The 19,462-nt window shown below is 61.6% G+C and carries 18 protein-coding genes and 1 tRNA gene; 3 read left to right on the forward strand and 16 right to left on the reverse strand.

The window, feature by feature from the left end:
* Window positions 1-4 precede the first annotated feature (4 nt).
* Window positions 5-1,270 carry a transcription termination factor Rho gene (gene rho, locus AB5Y64_RS10770; protein WP_010672370.1) on the reverse strand — a complete coding sequence of 422 codons (1,266 nt, stop codon included), beginning with the start codon at window positions 1,268-1,270 and terminating at the stop codon, window positions 5-7.
* 207 nt (window positions 1,271-1,477) lie between these two features.
* On the reverse strand, window positions 1,478-1,804 hold the full coding sequence (trxA, locus tag AB5Y64_RS10775; protein ID WP_010672369.1) for a thioredoxin TrxA: 327 nt from the start codon (window positions 1,802-1,804) through the stop codon (window positions 1,478-1,480).
* A gap of 113 nt (window positions 1,805-1,917) precedes the next feature.
* On the opposite strand from trxA, the gene rhlB reads away from it, so the two are divergent.
* From rhlB to AB5Y64_RS10790, 3 genes are read left to right on the forward strand one after another with little or no spacing between them, the layout of a single operon-like run.
* Window positions 1,918-3,207 (forward strand): ATP-dependent RNA helicase RhlB, encoded by a 1,290-nt coding sequence (gene rhlB / locus AB5Y64_RS10780; protein WP_029313424.1) that lies wholly within the window; start codon window positions 1,918-1,920, stop codon window positions 3,205-3,207.
* Between the two features lie 13 nt (window positions 3,208-3,220).
* The gene (gene gppA / locus AB5Y64_RS10785; protein ID WP_010672367.1) at window positions 3,221-4,711 is read left to right on the forward strand and encodes a guanosine-5'-triphosphate,3'-diphosphate diphosphatase; all 1,491 of its coding nucleotides are present in this window, start codon (window positions 3,221-3,223) and stop codon (window positions 4,709-4,711) included.
* A 12-nt stretch (window positions 4,712-4,723) separates the two neighbouring features.
* The gene (locus AB5Y64_RS10790; RefSeq protein ID WP_041214156.1) at window positions 4,724-4,984 is read left to right on the forward strand and encodes a Rho-binding antiterminator; all 261 of its coding nucleotides are present in this window, start codon (window positions 4,724-4,726) and stop codon (window positions 4,982-4,984) included.
* Window positions 4,985-5,054: 70 nt separating this feature from the next.
* Here AB5Y64_RS10790 and AB5Y64_RS10795 read toward each other — a convergent pair whose 3' ends face one another.
* From AB5Y64_RS10795 to AB5Y64_RS10860, 14 genes are all read right to left on the reverse strand, one after another.
* The gene (locus AB5Y64_RS10795) at window positions 5,055-5,804 is read right to left on the reverse strand and encodes a class I SAM-dependent methyltransferase (RefSeq protein WP_104453203.1); all 750 of its coding nucleotides are present in this window, start codon (window positions 5,802-5,804) and stop codon (window positions 5,055-5,057) included.
* Window positions 5,805-5,864: 60 nt separating this feature from the next.
* Window positions 5,865-8,432: a bifunctional diguanylate cyclase/phosphodiesterase gene (locus AB5Y64_RS10800; RefSeq protein WP_048209339.1), complete on the reverse strand. Its 2,568-nt coding sequence runs from the start codon at window positions 8,430-8,432 to the stop codon at window positions 5,865-5,867.
* Window positions 8,433-8,666: 234 nt separating this feature from the next.
* Window positions 8,667-10,709 (reverse strand): oligopeptidase A, encoded by a 2,043-nt coding sequence (prlC, locus tag AB5Y64_RS10805; RefSeq protein ID WP_042879059.1) that lies wholly within the window; start codon window positions 10,707-10,709, stop codon window positions 8,667-8,669.
* 221 nt (window positions 10,710-10,930) lie between these two features.
* Window positions 10,931-11,950, reverse strand: a complete 1,020-nt coding sequence (gene hemB / locus AB5Y64_RS10810) for a porphobilinogen synthase (RefSeq protein WP_039041081.1) — start codon at window positions 11,948-11,950, stop codon at window positions 10,931-10,933.
* A gap of 3 nt (window positions 11,951-11,953) precedes the next feature.
* Window positions 11,954-12,739, reverse strand: coding sequence for a TatD family hydrolase (locus tag AB5Y64_RS10815; protein ID WP_368203763.1), 786 nt, complete (start codon window positions 12,737-12,739; stop codon window positions 11,954-11,956).
* A 111-nt stretch (window positions 12,740-12,850) separates the two neighbouring features.
* A complete protein-coding gene (gene tatC, locus AB5Y64_RS10820; protein ID WP_104455029.1) occupies window positions 12,851-13,603 on the reverse strand; it encodes a twin-arginine translocase subunit TatC in 753 nt (250 codons plus the stop codon).
* The gene (tatB, locus tag AB5Y64_RS10825) at window positions 13,600-14,058 is read right to left on the reverse strand and encodes a Sec-independent protein translocase protein TatB (protein WP_368203765.1); all 459 of its coding nucleotides are present in this window, start codon (window positions 14,056-14,058) and stop codon (window positions 13,600-13,602) included. Before tatB ends, tatC begins: the two co-directional genes overlap by 4 nt.
* Before the next feature lie 3 nt (window positions 14,059-14,061).
* Window positions 14,062-14,310: a Sec-independent protein translocase subunit TatA gene (gene tatA / locus AB5Y64_RS10830; protein WP_010672358.1), complete on the reverse strand. Its 249-nt coding sequence runs from the start codon at window positions 14,308-14,310 to the stop codon at window positions 14,062-14,064.
* 39 nt (window positions 14,311-14,349) lie between these two features.
* The gene (ubiB, locus tag AB5Y64_RS10835) at window positions 14,350-15,990 is read right to left on the reverse strand and encodes a ubiquinone biosynthesis regulatory protein kinase UbiB (protein ID WP_368203767.1); all 1,641 of its coding nucleotides are present in this window, start codon (window positions 15,988-15,990) and stop codon (window positions 14,350-14,352) included.
* Window positions 15,990-16,598: an SCP2 domain-containing protein gene (locus AB5Y64_RS10840; RefSeq protein ID WP_029313421.1), complete on the reverse strand. Its 609-nt coding sequence runs from the start codon at window positions 16,596-16,598 to the stop codon at window positions 15,990-15,992. Before AB5Y64_RS10840 ends, ubiB begins: the two co-directional genes overlap by 1 nt.
* Window positions 16,599-16,606: 8 nt before the next feature.
* Window positions 16,607-17,359 carry a bifunctional demethylmenaquinone methyltransferase/2-methoxy-6-polyprenyl-1,4-benzoquinol methylase UbiE gene (gene ubiE, locus AB5Y64_RS10845; RefSeq protein WP_039041078.1) on the reverse strand — a complete coding sequence of 251 codons (753 nt, stop codon included), beginning with the start codon at window positions 17,357-17,359 and terminating at the stop codon, window positions 16,607-16,609.
* Between the two features lie 65 nt (window positions 17,360-17,424).
* On the reverse strand, window positions 17,425-17,802 hold the full coding sequence (crcB, locus tag AB5Y64_RS10850; protein WP_039041077.1) for a fluoride efflux transporter CrcB: 378 nt from the start codon (window positions 17,800-17,802) through the stop codon (window positions 17,425-17,427).
* A gap of 87 nt (window positions 17,803-17,889) precedes the next feature.
* Window positions 17,890-19,155 carry a cytosine deaminase gene (locus AB5Y64_RS10855; RefSeq protein WP_039041076.1) on the reverse strand — a complete coding sequence of 422 codons (1,266 nt, stop codon included), beginning with the start codon at window positions 19,153-19,155 and terminating at the stop codon, window positions 17,890-17,892.
* 214 nt (window positions 19,156-19,369) lie between these two features.
* Window positions 19,370-19,445 (reverse strand) — tRNA-Thr (locus tag AB5Y64_RS10860).
* Window positions 19,446-19,462: the final 17 nt, after the last annotated feature.

Raw genomic sequence — 19,462 nt, forward strand, 5'->3', positions numbered from 1 at the left:
ACTGTTACTTCTGTTGACGCTTCATGGAGTCGAAGAACTCGTCGTTGGTCTTGGTCGCAGCCAGCTTGTCGATGAGGAACTCGATACTGTCGATCTCGCCCATGGGGTGAATGATCTTGCGCAGGATCCACATCTTCTGCAGCTCGTCCGGGGCGGTCAGCAGCTCTTCCTTGCGGGTGCCGGAACGGGTGATGTCGATGGCCGGGTAGACGCGCTTCTCGGCAATCTTGCGCGAGAGGTGCAGTTCCATGTTGCCGGTACCCTTGAACTCTTCGTAGATGACTTCATCCATCTTGGAGCCGGTATCGATCAGCGCGGTGGCGATGATGGTCAGGCTGCCGCCCTCTTCGACGTTGCGCGCCGCACCGAAGAAACGCTTCGGACGGTGCAGGGCGTTGGCGTCCACACCACCGGTCAGCACCTTGCCGGAAGACGGGATGACGGTGTTGTAGGCGCGGGCCAGACGGGTGATGGAGTCCAGCAGGATCACCACGTCCTTCTTGTGCTCGACCAGACGCTTGGCCTTCTCGATCACCATTTCGGCGACCTGGACGTGACGGGAGGCCGGCTCGTCGAAGGTGGAGGCGATGACTTCGCCCTTCACCATGCGCTGCATCTCGGTCACTTCTTCCGGACGCTCGTCAATCAGCAGCACGATCAGCTCACAATCCGGGTGGTTGTAGGCGATGCTCTGGGCGATGTTCTGCAGCAGCATGGTCTTACCGGCCTTGGGCGGTGCAACGATGAGACCGCGCTGGCCCTTGCCGATCGGGGATGCCAGATCCAGTACACGGGCGGTGATGTCTTCGGTGGAACCGTTGCCACGCTCCATGCGCAGACGCTCGTTGGCGTGCAGGGGAGTGAGGTTTTCAAACAGGATCTTGTTGCGGGAGTTTTCCGGACGGTCGTAGTTGACGTCGTTGACCTTGAGCAGGGCGAAATAGCGCTCGCCCTCTTTCGGCGGCCGGATCTTGCCGGAAATAGTATCGCCGGTACGCAGGTTGAAGCGGCGGATCTGGCTCGGGGAGACATAGATGTCATCCGGACCAGCGAGATAAGAGCCGTCTGCACTGCGCAGGAAACCGAAACCGTCGGTCAGGATTTCCAGCACACCGTCGCCAAAGATATCCTCGCCGCCCTTGGCGTGCGCCTTGAGGATTGCAAAGATAATGTCTTTCTTGTGCGCCCGAGCCAGATTTTCCAACCCCATGGATTCGCCAAGCTGGACCAGCTCGGACACAGGAGTGTTCTTAAGTTCAGTCAGATTCATAGTGGTGAAAGTCTGTAAGCAAGGATTGAAATGAGGAGACAGTCTGCTGGATTGATGCTGATCGGATTTGACTTGCCAGGCTGGTAGTTAAGCAAAGAGTCAGGCAAAAAGGTTAGCAAACGAGCGATAAACTAGCACCAATCAGGGTGAGCGTCTAGGTGATAAAACACAAGGAGCGCATTATTGCAATGCGCTCCTTCTTGATTATTACAGGTTGCCGTCCAAGAACTCTTTCAGTTGGGTCTTGGACAGGGCGCCGACCTTGGTCGCTGCCACTTCACCATTCTTGAACAGCAGCAGGGTCGGGATACCACGAATGCCGTACTTGGGCGGAGTGTCGGCGTTATGATCGATGTTCAATTTCGCCACGGTCACGCGACCTTCATATTCCTGAGCAACTTCGTTCAGGATCGGGGCAATCATCTTGCACGGTCCACACCATTCGGCCCAGAAATCGACCAGAACAGGGCTGTCGGCGTTGATTACATCGGCCTCGAAGCTGGCATCGCTCAGCTGAACAATCTTGTCACTCATCTCCAACTCCAGTCAGTAATTAAGGCTTTATTGATGGTTCAACAAAGGCAATAGTTGCCCTATTTGAAATGATCCTGTTTATTATTGCAAGCCTAACCTGATAACCTACCGCCATGAGCAAAACACATCTAACGACCGAAAAATTCGCCCAAATGGGCCTCGAACCCGAAGTTCTGGCTGGTCTGGAATCAAAGGGATTTCACTATTGTACGCCCATCCAGGCACTCTCCCTGCCCCTGCTGGTTGAAGGTCATGACCTCGCCGGTCAGGCCCAGACGGGGACCGGTAAAACCCTGGCTTTCCTGGCGGCGACATTCAACTATTTGCTGACCCATCCGCTGACCAGGCCGCGCCTCGTCAACCAGCCCCGCGCCATCATCATGGCCCCGACCCGGGAGCTGGCCGTCCAGATCTATAACGATGCAGAGAGCATGTCCGCCTCCACCGGGCTCAAGCTCGGTCTCGCCTATGGTGGCGAAGGCTACGACAAGCAGCTGGCCGTGCTGGAACAGGGCGTCGACATCCTGATCGGCACCACCGGCCGCATCATCGACTACTTCAAGTCCAAGGTCATCGATCTCGGCAACATCCAGGTCGTGGTACTGGACGAAGCGGATCGCATGTTCGATCTGGGCTTCATCAAGGACATCCGTTTCCTGTTCCGCCGCATGCCCCCCGCTACCGAGCGTCTGAGCATGCTGTTCTCCGCCACCCTCTCCCTGCGGGTGCAGGAGCTGGCCTATGAACACATGAACCACCCGGAACATGTGCAGGTCGAACCGGAACAGATGACGGGCGTGCGGATCAAGGAGGAGCTCTTCTACCCCTCCAACGAAGACAAGATGTTGCTGCTGCTCTCCCTGATGGAAGAGGAGTGGCCCGAGAAAGCCATCGTCTTCGCCAACACCAAGCACGTCTGTGAAGACGTTCACGCCTGGCTGGAGAACGACGGCCACCGCGTCGGCCTGCTGACCGGCGACGTGCCGCAGAAGAAGCGGATGAAGATCCTGGAAGAGTTCACCAAGGGTACCCTGGATATCCTGGTCGCCACCGACGTGGCCGCCCGTGGTCTGCACATCCCCGACGTGACCCACGTCTTCAACTACGACCTGCCCGACGATGCCGAAGACTATGTCCACCGCATCGGTCGTACCGGCCGCGCCGGCAGAAGCGGTCACTCCATCAGCCTGGCCTGTGAAGACTATGCCTTCAACCTGCCGGCCATCGAGGAGTACATCCACCACCCCATCCCGGTCAGCAAGTATGACCGCGAGGCGCTGCTGGATGACGTCACCGCACCAAAACGGGTGTTCCGCAACCGCCAGCCGGTGAACCGCAACATGCGGGATCGCCAGGGCGGTGGCAACAGCAACAACCGTCGTCGTCCCCCCCGCAAGAACTGAGGGATCGGCCAAGTTGCACAACTCGCCTCTCTATGCCGCCATCGACCTCGGCTCCAACAGCTTTCACATGCTGGTGGTGCGCGAGGTCGCCGGTGCCCTGCGCACCGTCACCAAGGTCAAGCGCAAGGTACGCCTCGCCGCCGGCCTCGATGCCGATTTTCGCCTCAACCGTGCCGCCATGGAGCGGGGCTGGGATTGTCTGCGCCTCTTCTCCGAGCAGTTGCAGGACATCCCGTCCGACAACATCCGGGTAGTGGGCACCGCCACCCTGCGCCTGGCCACCAACGTCGACGAATTCATCAGCGAAGCGGAACGGGTGCTCAACCACAGCATCGAGATCATCTCGGGTGAGGAAGAAGCCAAGACCATCTATGAAGGTGTCTCCTGGACGTCGGCAGGGGAAGGCAACCGGCTGGTGATCGACATCGGCGGCGCCAGCACCGAGCTGGTGATCGGCGAGCAGAGCGAAGCCAAGCTGCTCAACAGCCTGCACATGGGCTGCGTCACCTGGCTCAACAACCACTTCGGTGATGGCGAGCTCTCCGAGACGCGCTTCAACCAGGCCATTGCCGCCGCCAAGGCGGTACTGGAGAAAGTGGCTGCGGACTACCGTGTCCTCGGCTGGCGCACCTGCGTCGGCGCCTCCGGCACCGTCCAGGCGCTGCAGGAGATCATGCTGGCCCAGGGCAAGAGCGAGCGGGTCACCCTGCCCAAGTTGCAAGAGCTGATGGGTCAGGCCATCGCCTGCGGCAGACTCGATAAGTTGCAGCTCGAAGGGCTGGCGGCCGAACGGCTGACCGTGTTCCCCTCCGGTCTCGCCATCCTGATCGCCATCTTCGAGACCCTCGACATCGAGAGCATGACCCTGGCGGGTGGTGCCCTGCGGGAAGGGCTCATCTACGGCCTGCTCGGCAACAATCACGATTGTGATGCCCGGGATCGCACCGCCGACAGCCTGATCAGCCGCTACCAGCTCGACAAGGAGCACGCCGAGCGGGTCCGCGACACCGCCATCGAGGCGTTCACCCAGTTGCAGCCGGCCTGGCGCCTCTCCAAGCGCTACGGTCGCCCGATCCTGCGCTACGCGGCCCTGCTGCACGAAATCGGTCTGTGCATCGAGTACAAGAAGGCGCCGCAGCACGCCGCCTACATCATCGACAACATCGACATGCCGGGCTTCACCCCCGCGCAGAAGAAGCTGCTGTCGGCCCTGCTGTTCAACCAGCGAGATGAATTCAAGCTGGAGCCGCTGGAGAAACAGGGCGCCGTCACCGGTCGCCAGGCGATCCGGTTGGCCCGCATCCTGCGCATCTCCCTCATCCTCTGCATGCGCCGGACCCAGGGCACTGTGCCCAGGTTCATGCTGCAAGCCGATGAAGATGCCCTGACCCTGACCCTGCCCAAGGGTTGGCTGGACGAGCACTACCTGCGCGCCAGCGAGCTGCGCCTCGAGGTGGAGCGCCAGCAGAAGATGGGCTGGTCCACCCGGCTGCTGGAAGCCTGAGCCGCACACCCCATGGCCGATTACCAACCCGTCAGCTGTGACCTGTACGACTGGCTGGAGATCGCCGCCAGCTGGCAGCTGCCCGTCACGATCACCGACCGGGATGGACGAACCTGGGCGGACAGGATCCGCACCATAGAAGCCAGCGATGGAGTCGAATATCTGCTGCTGGAGCGCGCTGAGCGCCTCAGCCTGGCGGACCTGGCGACCCTGGAACTCGTCTGGCAAGGGGAAGAAAAGCGGATCCACTTCGCTCCACCCCGCAGCCAATGAATAGCAAGAGGGCCAACCTGATCAGGTTGGCCCTCTTCGTTTGACGCTCAGATTCCCTGCCAGTCGCCACTCAACTCGCCAGCGCCGCCATCACGTAGACGTCGAAGCGGTTGCTCTTGGTCTCGATGGCCATGCTGGGCTTGTGCTCGTTGAGCCAGCCCGCATAGTCGGGCCGCTTCACCACCACCCGCTTGTCAGCCATCCTGAGCGCCGCCGGCAGCAGGGCATCCGCGTCGAGATCCGCCCCCACCAGGGACTGGAACACCCGCATCTCTTTTTTCACCAGCGCCGACTTCTGCTTGTGGGGGAACATGGGGTCCAGGTAGATGACCTCCGGCCGCTCGGTCAGCGCCAGCAGGGTTTCCACCGCCGGGCCTTGCAGCAGTTGCATCCGCTCGCGCACCCAGGGGCCTATCTCGGGATCCTGCCCCGCCCGGGTCAGACCGTCCTGGAGCAGGGCCGCCACCACGGGGCTGCGTTCGATCAGGGTCACCTTGCAGCCGAGGGAGGCGAGCACGAAGGCATCGCGCCCGAGCCCGGCGGTGGCATCCACCACGGTCGGCATGGCTCCCGACTTCAATCCCACCGCCTTGGCGATGGACTGGCCGCGCCCGCCACCGAACTTGCGCCTATGGGCCACCGCCCCTTCCACGAAGTCCACATAGACGGCCCCCAGCTTGGGTTCGTCCAGCTTGCGTAGCTCCAACCGCGATGCGGTCAGCACCAGGGCGAAGGGAGCGGGAAACGCCACGTCGGCAAGGCGCTGGCGCAGGGCGTCGAGCTCGCCATCGCGGGCGGGCACTTCACTGAAAACCTGAATATGGGGCATTACATGGACTCATCACGGCGCAGAAGCCGGCATGATAGCAGAAGCGGGGGGTCAGCTCACCGTGGTCAGATTCGCCAGGTTCATTCCCTGACGGTTGAGGTTCAGGTACTCGGTCAGATCGTCGAAGGGCAGCGGGCGGCTGAGCAGATACCCCTGGGTGAAGGCGCACCCCTTCTGGCAGAGGAAATTGAGCTGCTCCCGGGTCTCCACCCCTTCGATCACCACCTGCATGCCGAGGTTGTGCACGATGTTGATGATGCCGTCGAGCAGCAGGCGGTCCTGCTCGTTGAAGGGAATATGGCGCACGAAGGAGCGATCGATCTTCACCAGATCCACCGGGAAGGTACGCAGGTAGTTCAGTGCCGAGTAGCCGGTGCCGAAGTCGTCGATGGCCAGCTTGCAGCCCGCCTCGCGCAGGGCATCGATCCGCACCCTGTGCTGATCGCTGGTCTCCATCAGCAGGGATTCGGTGATCTCGATGATGATGTCCGCCGGATCCAGCTCGAAGTGGCGGATCACCCTGAGCCACTCGTTGGCCTCCGGGTCTATGGTCTGGAACTCCAGGGTGGAGCGGTTGATGGACATCTGCAGATCCGGGAAGCCGGACTGCTGCAATCTGGCCAGATCCCGGCAAGACTGCCACAGCACCAGGGCACCCAGCCCCTGGATGAGCCCCGCCTCTTCCGCCAGCGGGATGAAATCCGCCGGTGAGACCTGACCCCAGTGGGGGTGATACCAGCGCACCAGGGCCTCCAGCTTGGCGACCCGGCCGCTGCGGTTGTCCCAGATGGGCTGGTAGGCCATGGTCAGCTGGCCCAGCTTGATGGCCTCCGCCAGATCGTGCTGCATCTGGTGGCGCTGGCTCACCTCTTCCCGCATGGAGGCGTTGTAGGTGCCGAGGGGGCGTCCCTGGCGCTTGGCGACGAACAGGGCCTGCTCGGCATTGCGCAAGAGCTCGTCGCTGTCGCCGCCGTCATTGGGACAGAGGGTGATCCCCAGGGTGGCGGTCACATAGAGGTGCTGGTTGGCCAGCATGAAGGGACGGGCAAAGCCGCCGATCACCTGCTTGGCAAACACCTCGGCCTGACGGCGGTTGACGATGCCGGGCACCAGGAAGGCAAACTCGTCGCCGCCGATGCGGGCCACCAGGTCCTCGGTGCGCACCCGGCTCACCAGCCGATCCGATACCTCCCGCAGCAGGGCGTCGCCCACATGGTGATCCATGCTGTTGTTGACCGCCTTGAAGTTGTTGAGGTCGAGCACCATGAGGGCGAAGCGCTCCCCCCGCTCGCAGAAGCGGGCCAGACAGCGACCGAACAGCCAGCGGTTGGGCAGGCCGGTGAGGTTGTCGTAGTTGGCCTGGGCGGCGATCTTCTGCTCCGCCAGCTTGGTCTGGGAAAGATCGCTGAAGATGGCGATGTACTGACTGATCTTGCCCCCTTCCCGCACGGCGCTGATCATCAGCTGCTGGGGATAGAGCTTGCCGTTCTTGCGCTTGTTCCACACCTCCCCACGCCAGATCCCCACCCGCTCCAGAGCGTGGTACATGTCCGCATAGAAGGTCTGATCGTGCAGTCCGGACTTCAGCATGCTGGGCCGCTGGCCACACGCCTCCTCCTCGCTGTAACCGGTGATCTTCTCGAAGGCCGGATTGACCGAGATGATGCGGCTGTCGGCATCGCACACCAGAATGGCTTCGGAGAGGTTGTCATAGACCCGGTGGGAGAGCTTGAGCTGCTCCGCATGGCGCCTGATGGGATCGATGTTCTCCAGCACCACCATCAGATAGTCGGGGTGCATCTGCTCGTTGCGGATCAGGGTCACCGTCACCCGTCCCCACAGGACGGTCCCATCCCGATGGAGATAACGCTTCTCCTGGGTAAACGCGGGACGCTCTCCCCGTTTGAGGGCGTCGTAGAGCGCAATACTGGTCTGCCAGTCGTCCGGATGGTTGATTTCGGCAACGGTGAGCTGTTGCAGCTCCTCCTGGCTGTAGCCGAGCATCTTCTCGATGGCCGGGTTCGCCCAGAGGATCTTGCCGCCCAGATCCACCTTGCCGATGCCCACGGGCGCATGGGACATCATGGTGTCCAGGAAGTGGTGATGTTCCGGTTGCGCCGGCTGCTCCTGGCTCTGGCGCTGCTGATACATCAGCGCCAGTTCACGACCGGCGAGCGGGGCCAGCAGACGCAGCAGGCCCACTATCTTCTCCATTCTCGGCATGGCCCGCTTGAACATGACGCTGCACAGGCCGATGGTCTCTCCCTCGGCGTTCTTGAGCGCGACGCCGGCATAGGCTCTCACCTCGCAGCGCTCCAGCACGGCGGCGTGGGGGAACAGCTGGCGGGTGCGATCACTGAACCAAGCTTCACCCTGTTGCATGGCGATCTCGCCCGGAGTGTCGGCGAGGGGGAAGCTGTAGGCGTTGATGTCGAGGGAGGCGGGATAGGCGGCATGCACGGTAAAGAACAGACCCGCCTGATCCTTGCCGGACACCAGGACGAAGTCAGCCCCCACCGCGTTGGCGATTTCACTCACAAAGGCATCAAAATATCCCTGACCACTCGAATGAGACAGGCTGGAGATGATTTGATAGACAGACTCGAGTGCTCGCCTCATGGCAAGGTTCTTTCTCTCCCTGGAAGGTAGAACCCGACTCTACTGAAGAGGCGGGGACAGTGCAAACATGCACTCCGCAAGATATTAAAAAGGCTTGGAAAAAGGGACCAAAAGGTCCCTTTTTCTATCAAAAATCACGTTTCGATCCCACTATGCCGCAAATGTGTACCTGCTTGAAGCTCCCGCAGTGGCGCGGCAGCTCATCCAACCGAGGCTCACTGTTGCGGCGGGACCTCACGCGGCGATACCACTGTGACGCAGCAGCGCATCCACCTGGGGCTCCCGGCCACGGAAGGCACGGAACAGCTCCATCGGCTCCCTGGAGCCGCCCTTTTCCAGAATGTTCTTCAGGAAGGAGTGGCCCGTGGCCGGGTTGAAGATCCCCTCCTCCTCGAAGCGGGAGAAGGCGTCGGCAGAGAGTACCTCGGCCCACTTGTAGCTGTAGTAGCCCGCCGCGTAGCCGCCCGCGAAGATGTGGGAGAAGCTGTGCTGGAAGCGGTTGAACGCCGGAGGCGTCATCACGGCGACCTGGCTGCGCACCTCAGCCAGCAGCGCAGGGATCTGATCCGCTCTGGCCGGGTCAAAGGTCTGGTGCAGACGGAAGTCGAACAGGGCGAACTCCAGCTGACGCAACATCTGCATCGCCGCCTGGAAGTTGCGGGCGGTCAGCATCTTCTCCAGCAGATCGGCGGGCAGCGGCTCCCCGGTCTCGTAATGGCCGGAGATGAAGGCCAGCGCCTCGGATTCCCAGCACCAGTTCTCGAGGAACTGGCTAGGCAGCTCCACCGCATCCCAGGCCACGCCGTTGATGCCGGCCACGCCGGCCACATCGATGCGGGTCAGCATGTGGTGAATGCCGTGGCCGAACTCGTGGAACAGGGTGACCACTTCGTTGTGGGTGAACAGGGCCGGTTTGCCGTCCACCGGGCCGTTGAAGTTGCAGGTCAGGTAGGCCACCGGCTTTTGCAGGGAGCCGTCCTGACGGTAGCGGCGACCCAGGCAGACATCCATCCAGGCGCCGCCCTGCTTGTGCTCGCGGGCGTAGAGATCCAGGTAGAAGCTGCCGCGCAGCTCGTCATCGGCGTCAAAGATGTCGTAGAAGCGCACATCCGGGTGCCAGGTGTCGATGCCGAGACGCTCGCGCACCTTCATGCCGAACACCCGCTTGACCACCTCGAACAGCCCCTTCACGACCCGACCGGCGGGGAAATAAGGACGTAACTGCTCATCAGAGACCGAAAACTTGTGCTGTTTGAGCTTTTCTGCGTAATAGGCAAGATCCCAGGCCGCCAGTTCGTCCTGACCGTGCTGCTCGGCGGCAAAGGCGCGGATCTCCTCCAGCTCCGCCTTGCCTTGGGGCAGGGACTTGGCAGCCAGGTCGGTGAGGAAGTCCACCACCTGCTCCGGCTTGTCCGCCATCTTGGTCGCGAGGGAGAGCTCGGCATAGTTGGCAAAGCCCAGCAGTCGGGCCAGCTCCCGGCGCAGGGTGAGCAACTCGGTCATGATGGCGGAGTTGTCCCACTTGCCGGCGTTGGGGCCCTGGTCGGAGGCGCGAGTGGTGAAGGCCTCATACAGCTCGGCACGCAGGGCGCGGCTGTCGGCGTACATCATCACCGGCAGGTAGGAGGGGATGTCCAGGGTGAACAGCCACCCCTCCTTGCCCTTGAGTTCGGCCATCTGGCGCGCGGCAGCCTGGGCGCTCGCGGGCAGACCGGCCAGCTCGGCCTCGTCGGTCACCAGCTTGTGCCAGCCCTGGGTCGCGTCCAGCACGTTGTTGCTGAAACGGGAGGCGAGCTCCGAGAGGCGGGCCTGGATCTCGCCGTAACGCTGCTGCGCCTCGGCAGGCAGACCGATGCCGGAGAGGCGAAAATCGCGCAGGGTGTTCAGGATTTCCTTGCGCTGGGCATCATCCAGCCGGGGGAAGTCATCGCTCTCGGAGAGGGCCAGATAGGCTTGATAGAGCCCTTCATGCTGACCGACATAGGTCTGGAATTCGGACAGCAGCGGCAGGCAGGCATCGTGAGCCGCTCGCAGCGCCTCGCTGTTCTGCACGGCATTGAGGTGGCTGATGGGGGACCAGATCCGGGAGAGGCGGTCGTTGACCTCTTCCAGCGGGGCGATCAGGCTGTCCCAGGTGTGAGGCTCCTTCTGGGCCAGCACATCCTCAATCTTCTGTTTGCAATCGGCGATGGCCTGCGTCACGGCAGGTTGCACCTGATCGGGCTGGATCTGGCTGAAGGGAGGCAGCGAGTCCATTGTCAGCAAAGGGTTAGTCATCTGCGGTACCTCTAAATGCTCTGCAGCCCCTGCCGTCCAGAAGCCTGCTTGGACCATCTAAGATGTAGGCAGAAACCCCATTTATCAAGCCTTTGCCGCCAAGAGACGGGCTTGTTGCCCACTTTTTCAGGCATTTTGTTCATAAAACCAGCACTTCATCTGCCAGAGACGACAATGCCGGCCCGAGGGCCGGCATTGTGAGGGCATGGACACTCCCCGCCTCAGCGTCGGGCGTCCTCTTTCAACCACTGGGCGACCCGCTTGGCGAAGTAGGTGAGGATGCCATCGGCCCCGGCCCGCTTGAAGCAGAGCAGGGATTCCATCACGCACTCCTTCTCCTTGAGCCAGCCGTTCTGGATCGCCGCCATGTGCATGGCGTACTCGCCGCTCACCTGATAGGCGAAGGTCGGCACGCCGAACTGATCCTTCACCCGGCGGATGATGTCCAGGTAGGGCATGCCCGGCTTGACCATGACGCTGTCCGCCCCTTCGGCGATGTCGAGGGCCACCTCGTGCAGGGCTTCGTTTCCGTTGGCCGGATCCATCTGGTAGGTGGCCTTGTTGCTCTTGCCGAGGTTGGCGGCGGAGCCCACCGCATCGCGGAACGGGCCGTAGTAGTGGGAGGCGTACTTGGCGGAGTAGGCCATGATCTGCACGTTGACGAAGCCATTCTCCTCCAGCGCCGCGCGGATGGCACCAATGCGGCCGTCCATCATGTCGGACGGGGCCACCATGTCGGCCCCGGCGGCGGCATGGGAGAGCGCCTGCTTCACCAGGATCTCGGTGGTGATGTCGTTCTGCACATAGCCTTCGTCATCGATGATGCCGTCCTGACCATGGGTGGTGAAGGGGTCGAGCGCCACATCGGTGATGACCCCGAGCTCCGGGAAGCGCGCCTTGAGGGCACGGGTCGCCCGCTGGGCCAGGGCATCCGGGTTGTAGGCCTCTTCCGCCATCAGACTCTTTCTCTCCAGCGGCGTCACCGGGAACAGGGCCACCGCCGGCACACCCAGGGCCACCAGTTCGGCGGCCTCTTCGAGCAGCAGATCGATGGAGAGTCTGTCCACCCCCGGCATGGAGGCAACGGCCTCTCGCTGACCCTCCCCCTCCAGCACGAACACGGGATAGATGAGATCGTCGACGGTCAGTACGTTTTCGCGCACCAGGCGGCGGCTGAAGTCATGTTTGCGCACCCGGCGCAGGCGACGGCCCGGGAAGGCCCCCGGAAGAGTTGTGGCCATGAATCACTCCAAAAGCGGAAGTTGGAAGAATGCGGCGGAGGTGGCCCGGGTATGGGCCAGCAAGGCCTCGGGCGCTTCACCACGGCAGGCCGCCACCACCTGGGCGATGTGCGGCAAAAAAGCGGGTTCGTTGCGTCTGGGCCTGGGTTTCAGATCCCGCGGCACCAGGTAGGGGGCGTCCGTCTCTATCATCAGGCGACCAGCCGGAATGCGGGCCACCTGCTCGCGCAGCAGCTGGCCACGGCGCTCGTCACAGAGCCAGCCGGTCACCCCGATATGCAGCCCCAGCGCCAGGCACTCGTCCAGCTCGGCGTCGGAACCGGTGAAGCAGTGCAGCACGGCCCCCGGCAGGCGGGGCAACCAGGGGCGCAGGATCTCGACGAATTTGTCATGGGCATCGCGGCAGTGCAGAAACACCGGCATCCCGAGCTCGGCGGCGATCGCAAGCTGGGCGTCAAACACCGCGTCCTGCACCGGACGGGGGGAGAAGTCCCGGTTGTAGTCGAGACCGCATTCGCCGATGGCCACCACCTGGGGCAGGGCCGCCAGTTCGCGCAGGGCGGGCAGGGTCGCCTCATCGACGCTTTTGGCATCGTGGGGATGCACCCCGGCGGTGGAGAAGCAGTAACCGGGCCAGCGGGCGGCCAATGCGGCGCTCTCGCGGCTGCCGGCCAGATCGGTGCCGGTCAGGATCAGGGCTTCCACCCCGGCGGCGCGCGCGCGTTCCACCAGGTCGGCCTGTTCGCCGGCGAACTGGCTGCTGGTCAGGTTCAAACCGATGTCGATCATGGAGTCAGGGGTTCCGGACAAACGAGGTGCATATCAGGCATTTGAAAACCATCTACTCGATGGGGCCTTACCATACGCCTCGAACGGATGCATGAAAAGAGGAAGGGAGCCTCAGCTCCCCTCTTCCGTTTGTTGCTGCTCCTCGTCCTCTTTCTTCACGTAGAAGCGGGCGAAGAACAGACCTATCTCCCACAGGCCCCACATGGGGATCGCGAGCAGGGTCTGGGAGAAGACATCGGGCGGCGTCAGCAACATACCGACCACGAAGACCCCGACGATGACGTAAGGGCGCTTCTCCTTCAGGCTCCTGGGGGTGGTCACCCCGGTCCAGCAGAGCAGTATGGTGGCCACCGGGATCTCGAACGCCACCCCGAACGCGAAGAACAGGGTCAGCACGAAGTCCAGGTAGCTGGCGATGTCGGTCGCCACCGTCACCCCGGCGGGGGCGGTACTGGTGAAGAAACCGAACACCAGGGGGAACACCACGTAGTAGGCAAACGCCATGCCGGCGTAGAACAACACGGCACTGGAGGCGACCAGCGGCATGATGAGACGCCGTTCATGCTGGTACAGACCGGGGGCGATGAAGGCCCAGGCTTGGTAGAGCAGATAAGGGATCGCCACGAAGAAGGAGACCACCAGGGTCAGCTTGATGGGCGTGATGAAGGGGGTCGCCACATCCGTCGCTATCATGCTGGTCCCTTCCGGCAGCTGGCTGAGCAGCGGCTGGGCCACGAAGTCGTAGATGTTGTTGGAGAAGTAGATCAGCGCAATGAACACCAGCAGAATGGCGGTGATGGAACGCAGCAGGCGCGTTCTCAGCTCCACCAGATGGCTGATGAGGGGTTGTTCTGCCTGACTCATGGCTTACCCTCCCCCTTGGCTGCGGACTCGCTGGTGGGCACAGGCTCGCTCTCTCGCTGGCTGTTGACCGGTGACACCTCTGGGGTCGCAGGCGCCGGGGCCGCCACCGGAGTGGCTGGCTCGGCCTGGGCGGGCTCCCGAGGCGGACAGATCTCGTTCTCCCCCTGATAGGGACGATTCACCGACTGGGCAGCCGCCTTCAGCTGCCCGATGGACTCCTGCAGCTCGGGGCTCAGGTTATTCATCTGCAACCGTTCGGCCTTCTTCAGGTCGTTGTGCAGCTCTTGCAACTTGAGCTCCTGCTCCAGATCGGCCTTGACCGAGTTGGCGGTGCTGCGGATCAACCTTATCCAGTGGCTGGCGGTGCGGATCGCGACCGGCAACCGCTCGGGGCCCAGCACCACCAGGGCGACGACGCCAATGACGACCAGTTCCCAAAAACCGATGTCGAACATGGTTTAGGCCTGATCTTTGTCTTTCTGCTTGGCGGCTTCGGCGTTGCTGGCCGTCTCGTTCAACTGCTTGGTCGGAAACTCGGCATCTTTCTGCTCGGGTTTGGTGTCGGCCGGCTCATCGGAGAGCGCCTTCTTGAACCCTTTGACCGCTGCGCCCAGGTCGCCGCCGATACCGCGCAGTTTCTTGGTGCCGAACAACAGCACGACGATGACTGCGATGATCAACAACTGCCAAATACTGATACCACCCATGACTTTCTCTCCGGATAGGCGCCCGATGGCGCAGGTTATTTAATGTGAACGGGTTCGCAACCAACCCAGCAGCCAGCATAACCCGGCGCCGGCGAGGCTGATTTGTCCCCACTCAATGTATTGTTTTTTGGTCAGCAAGAATACACCCGCGAGCAGCAGACTGGCTCCAACCCCTAAGAGGTAGCGGGCCTGCCCCTGACGGCGACTGTGGCGACGGAAATCGGCAAACATCTGGTCGAAGTGGTGCTGCTGATGGCGGGCCTGACGCAGGGTCTCATAGACCAGCTCCGGCAGCTCCGGCAGTTTCTCCGCCCAGAACGGCGCCTTCTCCTTGATGGCATTCCACACCGCCTTGGGGCCGACCTGCTCGTGCATCCAGTTTTCCAGATAGGGCTTGGCGGTCTGCCACAAATCCAGCTGGGGATAGAGCTGGCGACCCAGCCCTTCCACATAGAGCAGGGTCTTTTGCAGCAGCACCAGTTGCGGCTGCACCTGCATGTTGAAGCGACGGGCGGTGTTGAACAGATTGAGCAGCACGTGGCCGAAGGAGATCTCGGAGAGCGGTTTCTCGAAGATGGGCTCCAGCACGGTGCGGATGGCGAACTCGAACTCGTCCACCTTGGTATCGGGCGGTACCCAGCCTGACTCCACGTGCAGCTCGGCCACACGGCGGTAGTCGCGATTGAAGAAGGCGAGGAAGTTCTCCGCCAGGTAGCGCTTGTCTTCCCGGTTGAGGGTGCCGACGATGCCGCAGTCGATGCCGATCCAGAGCGGATTCTCCGGGTGTTCGAAAGAGACGAAGATGTTGCCCGGGTGCATGTCGGCGTGGAAGAAGCTGTCGCGGAACACCTGGGTGAAGAACACCTCCACTCCGCGCTCGGCCAGCAGCTTCATGTTGGTACCATTGGCTTCCAGCGCGGCAATGTCGGAAACCGGAATGCCGTAGATCCGCTCCATCACCAGCACCTGCTCACGGCAATGGTCCGTGAACACCTCGGGCACATAGAGCGCCTCGGAACCGGTGAAGTTGCGGCGCAGCTGGATGGCGTTGGCCGCTTCGCGCATCAGGTTGAGCTCGTCGAGTATGGTCTTGCGATACTCCTCCACCACCTCGACGGGGCGCAGTCGTCCGCTCTGGGGCACGAAACGGGCCACCAGACGGGCCAGGGCCTGCATCAGGCGCAGGTCGGCCTCGATGACCGGCTCGATATCGGGACGGATCACCTTGATGACGATCTCGCGGCCGTTCTCCTTCAACCGGGCGGTGTGCACCTGGGCGATGGAGGCGGACGCCAGCGGCGTCTCGTCGAAGTCATCGAACAGGGCCTCGACGGGGCAACCCAGGCTCTCTTCAATCTGGCGACGGGCGGCCTGACCACAGAAGGGAGGCACCCTGTCCTGCAGCAGGGCCAGCTCTTCGGCAATGTCAGGGGGCAGCAGGTCTCGGCGGGTCGAGAGCATCTGGCCGAACTTGATGAAGATGGGACCCAGGGCCTCGAAGGCGAGGCGAATACGGGCACCACGGCTCATGCCTTGTTGCTTGTTCTTGAGCCAGAACAGACTGCGACGGGCCAGACGGCCAGGCCAGGGCTGATAACGAGCGGGCACCAACTCGTCGATGCCCTGTTCCAGCAGGATGCTGACGATGCGATAGAGGCGTTTGAACTCCTTCGGGGTCATCAGCTCACCTGCTGTTCGAGGCGGGCAAGCCGCAACTCGATCGCCTTCATCTGTTGGGCCAGCTCTTCGACATCGTCATTGAAGCTCGCCACTTCCAGCGGACCCGGGGCAAGCCTCGCCTCCTCGGTCAGATACTCGGCCACTTGACGCTGGGAACGGCACAACTCTCGCCCTACAAAACGGCGAGCCTGACGGGCACCACTGCACAGGGTGTGGGCCACCACGTCGCCGGTGTAGCGGGACAGCTCCTCTTCCCAGTCGATATCGAGCTCGCCAAGCAGGGCGCTGAATGCCTGCACCAGCTGGGGGTCACCGCTCAGGTCCAGCTTCTCCTCGCGGATGTAGCGGGTCAGGGCGGAAGGCTCCTTGAGCAGGCCGAGGGCGGTCAGGGAGAGGCTCAGCACCGCATCCGCCTCCCCTTCAAACCTGGCCAGCACATCCAGACGGCGCTCCGAGAAGACAAACCAGAGCGGCTTGAGCTCGCGCAGCTCCAGTTTGAGTACCTTGCCCGTCAGCTTGCGCAGCCGCTCCGGGCTCTGTTTGTCCAAGGCCAGCAACTGGTTGAGGCTGGTTTCGATCACCGCGGTGACCATGGCATCCATCGGCATAGGCGACCTTAAAACTTGTAACCGCGGTGCAGGGCAACCACGCCCTGGGTCAGGTTGTAGAACTCAACCTGTTCGAACCCGACATTCTCCATCATGCCTGCCAGGGTCTGCTGATCCGGGTGCATGCGGATGGATTCCGCCAGGTATTTGTAACTTTCGCTGTCATTCGCGACGATTTCGCCCATTTTCGGCAGCAATTTGAAGGAATAGAGATCATACAGCTTGGCGATCACTTCGCTCACCGGCTTGGAGAACTCCAGCACCAGCAGGCGGCCACCCGGCTTGAGCACCCGGAACATGGAGGCGAGCGCCTTGTCCTTGTCGGTGACGTTGCGCAGGCCGAAGCCGATGGTGATGACGTCGAAATGGTTGTCAGGGAACGGGAGCGCCTCGGCATTGGCCTGCACGTAGGAGACGTTGTTGGCCACCCCCAGGTTGCGCAGTTTGTCGCGGCCCACTTTCAGCATGGAGTCGTTGATGTCCGCCAGGACCACCTGACCGGTCTCACCCACGATGCGGGAGAACTTGGCGGTCAGATCCCCTGTGCCGCCAGCCAGATCCAGCACCTTCTGTCCTTTGCGGACACCGGAGCAGTCGATGGTAAAGCGCTTCCAGAGGCGATGGATGCCGAACGACATCAGATCGTTCATCAGATCATACTTGGCCGCTACCGAATGAAAGACACCGGCGACCAGGGTTTCCTTCTCGGTCGCTGCCACGGTTTTATAGCCAAAATGCGTAGTAGTAGTCTGTTCCGACATCCCTCAAATACCCATAGAGCAAAGAATGGCCGCCAGTTTACCAGAGCCGATGGCGTGCGGACACCTCAAACCCGGCTTGCGACCAACTGCATCCCCAGCACGACCATGGCCAGACAGAGGAACAGATTGAGACCGATATTGAGCAGCGCCTTCAGATAGGCCCCTTGCTGGGCCAGCACGACCGTGTCGAGGGCAAAGGAGGAGAAGGTGGTCAAGGCGCCGAGGATACCCACCATCAGCAATGGTTTCATCGGGTGTTCCACCACGTGACCATGGCTGATCAGCGCATAGGCAATCCCCATGATGAAGGAACCCACCACGTTGACCACCAGGGTGCCATAGGGAAAGTGGCGTCCCAGCAGCCATGCCATCAGCTCGGCGATGCCAAAGCGCAGGCAGGCACCGAAGGCGCCCCCGACAGCGACAAATAACCAGGTTTGCATCAAGCAGTCTCCAAGAGTGTCAGGTTGGCATTATGCAAAATGTCGGCAGCAGGGGACAGCCGGGCAATTAATCGACCCTGCTAGACCCTAGCGGCGAAAGTCTACCGATTCTGCATTCACAAGATGGAGGGTCGTCTCGGCCGGGCGAGTATCGGCGATGACTCTGCCATGGCGGATGGAATAACGCACCGGCACTTGGCGGCGCACCGCATCGAAACCATTCTCTGCAGGAAGGATCAGCAGGTTGGCGGGCTTGTCCACCTCGATGCCGTAGCGATCCTGCACGTTCAGGGTGCGGGCGCTGTGGCTGCCGATGAGCTTGAGACTGTCGTTGATCTGTTCATAGCCCATGATCTGGCAGACATGCAGCCCCATGTGCAGCACCTGCAACATGTTGGCCGTGCCCATGGGATACCAGGGATCGAACACGTCGTCGTGGCCGAAGCAGACGTTGATGTTCGCCTCCAGCATCTCCTTCACCCGGGTGATGCCACGACGCTTGGGATAGCTGTCGAAGCGCCCCTGCAGGTGAATGTTCACCAGCGGATTGGCGACGAAGTTGATGTCCGCCATCTTCAGCAGCCTGAACAGTCGCGACGCATAGGCACCGTTATAGGAGTGCATGGCGGTGGTGTGGCTGGCGGTCACCCTATGGCCCATGCTGCGCTCGTAGGCCAGGGTTGCCAGCGTCTCGATAAAACGGGACTGTTCGTCATCGATTTCGTCGCAATGCACATCCACCAAAACCTGATATTTCTCCGCAAGATCGAAGACGTAGTGCAGACTTTCGACCCCGTACTCCCGAGTGAACTCGAAATGGGGGATGGCACCGATCACGTCGGCCCCCAGCTTGAGGGACTCTTCCAGCAATGCCTTGCCGTTGGGGTAGGAGAGGATCCCCTCCTGTGGGAAGGCCACTATCTGCAGCTCCACCCACTCCTTCATCTCCTCCCTCACCTCCAGCATCGCCTTCAGAGCAACCAGATTGGGGTCGGAGACATCCACGTGGGTACGGACAAACTGGATGCCGTTCGCAATCTGCCATTTCAGCGTCTGGATGGCGCGCTGTTTCACATCCTCATGGGTCAGCAGCGCTTTGCGCTCGGCCCAACGCTCGATCCCCTCAAACAGGGTACCGGAGAGGTTCCAACTCGGCTCGCCAGCCGTCTGGGTGGTATCGAGGTGAATGTGCGGTTCGATAAAGGGGGGGATGACAAGGCCTTGCTCACCATCAAGCTCGCGGGCAGAGAGCAGCTGAGTGCTCATGGGCTCAATGGCCCGGATCACGCCTCCCTGACAGAGGATTTGCCACATCCCTTCCCTGCCCGTCAAACGCACATTCCTAATCAGCATGTTCTTTCCCCTTCGAAAGCGTGGTTGTCTTTGCCAATCCACAACTTAGCCCGGATCCCTTTAATAGAGAAGCGCCGCCCGGAAAGCATACGGGATAGAAAGGGAGGATATGTCAGCAACAAGAAGGTGCGACATTGCAGGACTGCAATTTGCGATGGATGGCCTGAAAAGCAGATACAAAAAAGCCTCCCGATTGGGAGGCTTTCTTATTTAATGGTGCTGATACCCAGAATCGAACTGGGGACCTCATCCTTACCAAGGATGCGCTCTACCGACTGAGCCATATCAGCACACTAACCGGTAAAGA

It is taken from the genome of Aeromonas sp. R5-1, from assembly GCF_040908265.1.
In the GTDB taxonomy this organism is placed as follows: Bacteria; Pseudomonadota; Gammaproteobacteria; order Enterobacterales; family Aeromonadaceae; genus Aeromonas; species Aeromonas caviae.

Bases quoted from the DNA above. Each gene is read 5' to 3' on its own strand.
- rho (WP_010672370.1), bottom strand. From the start codon at position 1,270: ATGAATCTGACTGAACTTAAGAACACTCCTGTGTCCGAGCTGGTCCAG.
- trxA (WP_010672369.1), bottom strand. From the start codon at position 1,804: ATGAGTGACAAGATTGTTCAGCTGAGCGATGCCAGCTTCGAGGCCGAT.
- rhlB (WP_029313424.1), top strand. From the start codon at position 1,918: ATGAGCAAAACACATCTAACGACCGAAAAATTCGCCCAAATGGGCCTC.
- AB5Y64_RS10790 (WP_041214156.1), top strand. From the start codon at position 4,724: ATGGCCGATTACCAACCCGTCAGCTGTGACCTGTACGACTGGCTGGAG.
- AB5Y64_RS10800 (WP_048209339.1), bottom strand. From the start codon at position 8,432: ATGAGGCGAGCACTCGAGTCTGTCTATCAAATCATCTCCAGCCTGTCT.
- prlC (WP_042879059.1), bottom strand. From the start codon at position 10,709: ATGACTAACCCTTTGCTGACAATGGACTCGCTGCCTCCCTTCAGCCAG.
- hemB (WP_039041081.1), bottom strand. From the start codon at position 11,950: ATGGCCACAACTCTTCCGGGGGCCTTCCCGGGCCGTCGCCTGCGCCGG.
- AB5Y64_RS10815 (WP_368203763.1), bottom strand. From the start codon at position 12,739: ATGATCGACATCGGTTTGAACCTGACCAGCAGCCAGTTCGCCGGCGAA.
- tatC (WP_104455029.1), bottom strand. From the start codon at position 13,603: ATGAGTCAGGCAGAACAACCCCTCATCAGCCATCTGGTGGAGCTGAGA.
- tatB (WP_368203765.1), bottom strand. From the start codon at position 14,058: ATGTTCGACATCGGTTTTTGGGAACTGGTCGTCATTGGCGTCGTCGCC.
- tatA (WP_010672358.1), bottom strand. From the start codon at position 14,310: ATGGGTGGTATCAGTATTTGGCAGTTGTTGATCATCGCAGTCATCGTC.
- ubiB (WP_368203767.1), bottom strand. From the start codon at position 15,990: ATGACCCCGAAGGAGTTCAAACGCCTCTATCGCATCGTCAGCATCCTG.
- AB5Y64_RS10840 (WP_029313421.1), bottom strand. From the start codon at position 16,598: ATGCCGATGGATGCCATGGTCACCGCGGTGATCGAAACCAGCCTCAAC.
- ubiE (WP_039041078.1), bottom strand. From the start codon at position 17,359: ATGTCGGAACAGACTACTACTACGCATTTTGGCTATAAAACCGTGGCA.
- crcB (WP_039041077.1), bottom strand. From the start codon at position 17,802: ATGCAAACCTGGTTATTTGTCGCTGTCGGGGGCGCCTTCGGTGCCTGC.
- AB5Y64_RS10855 (WP_039041076.1), bottom strand. From the start codon at position 19,155: ATGCTGATTAGGAATGTGCGTTTGACGGGCAGGGAAGGGATGTGGCAA.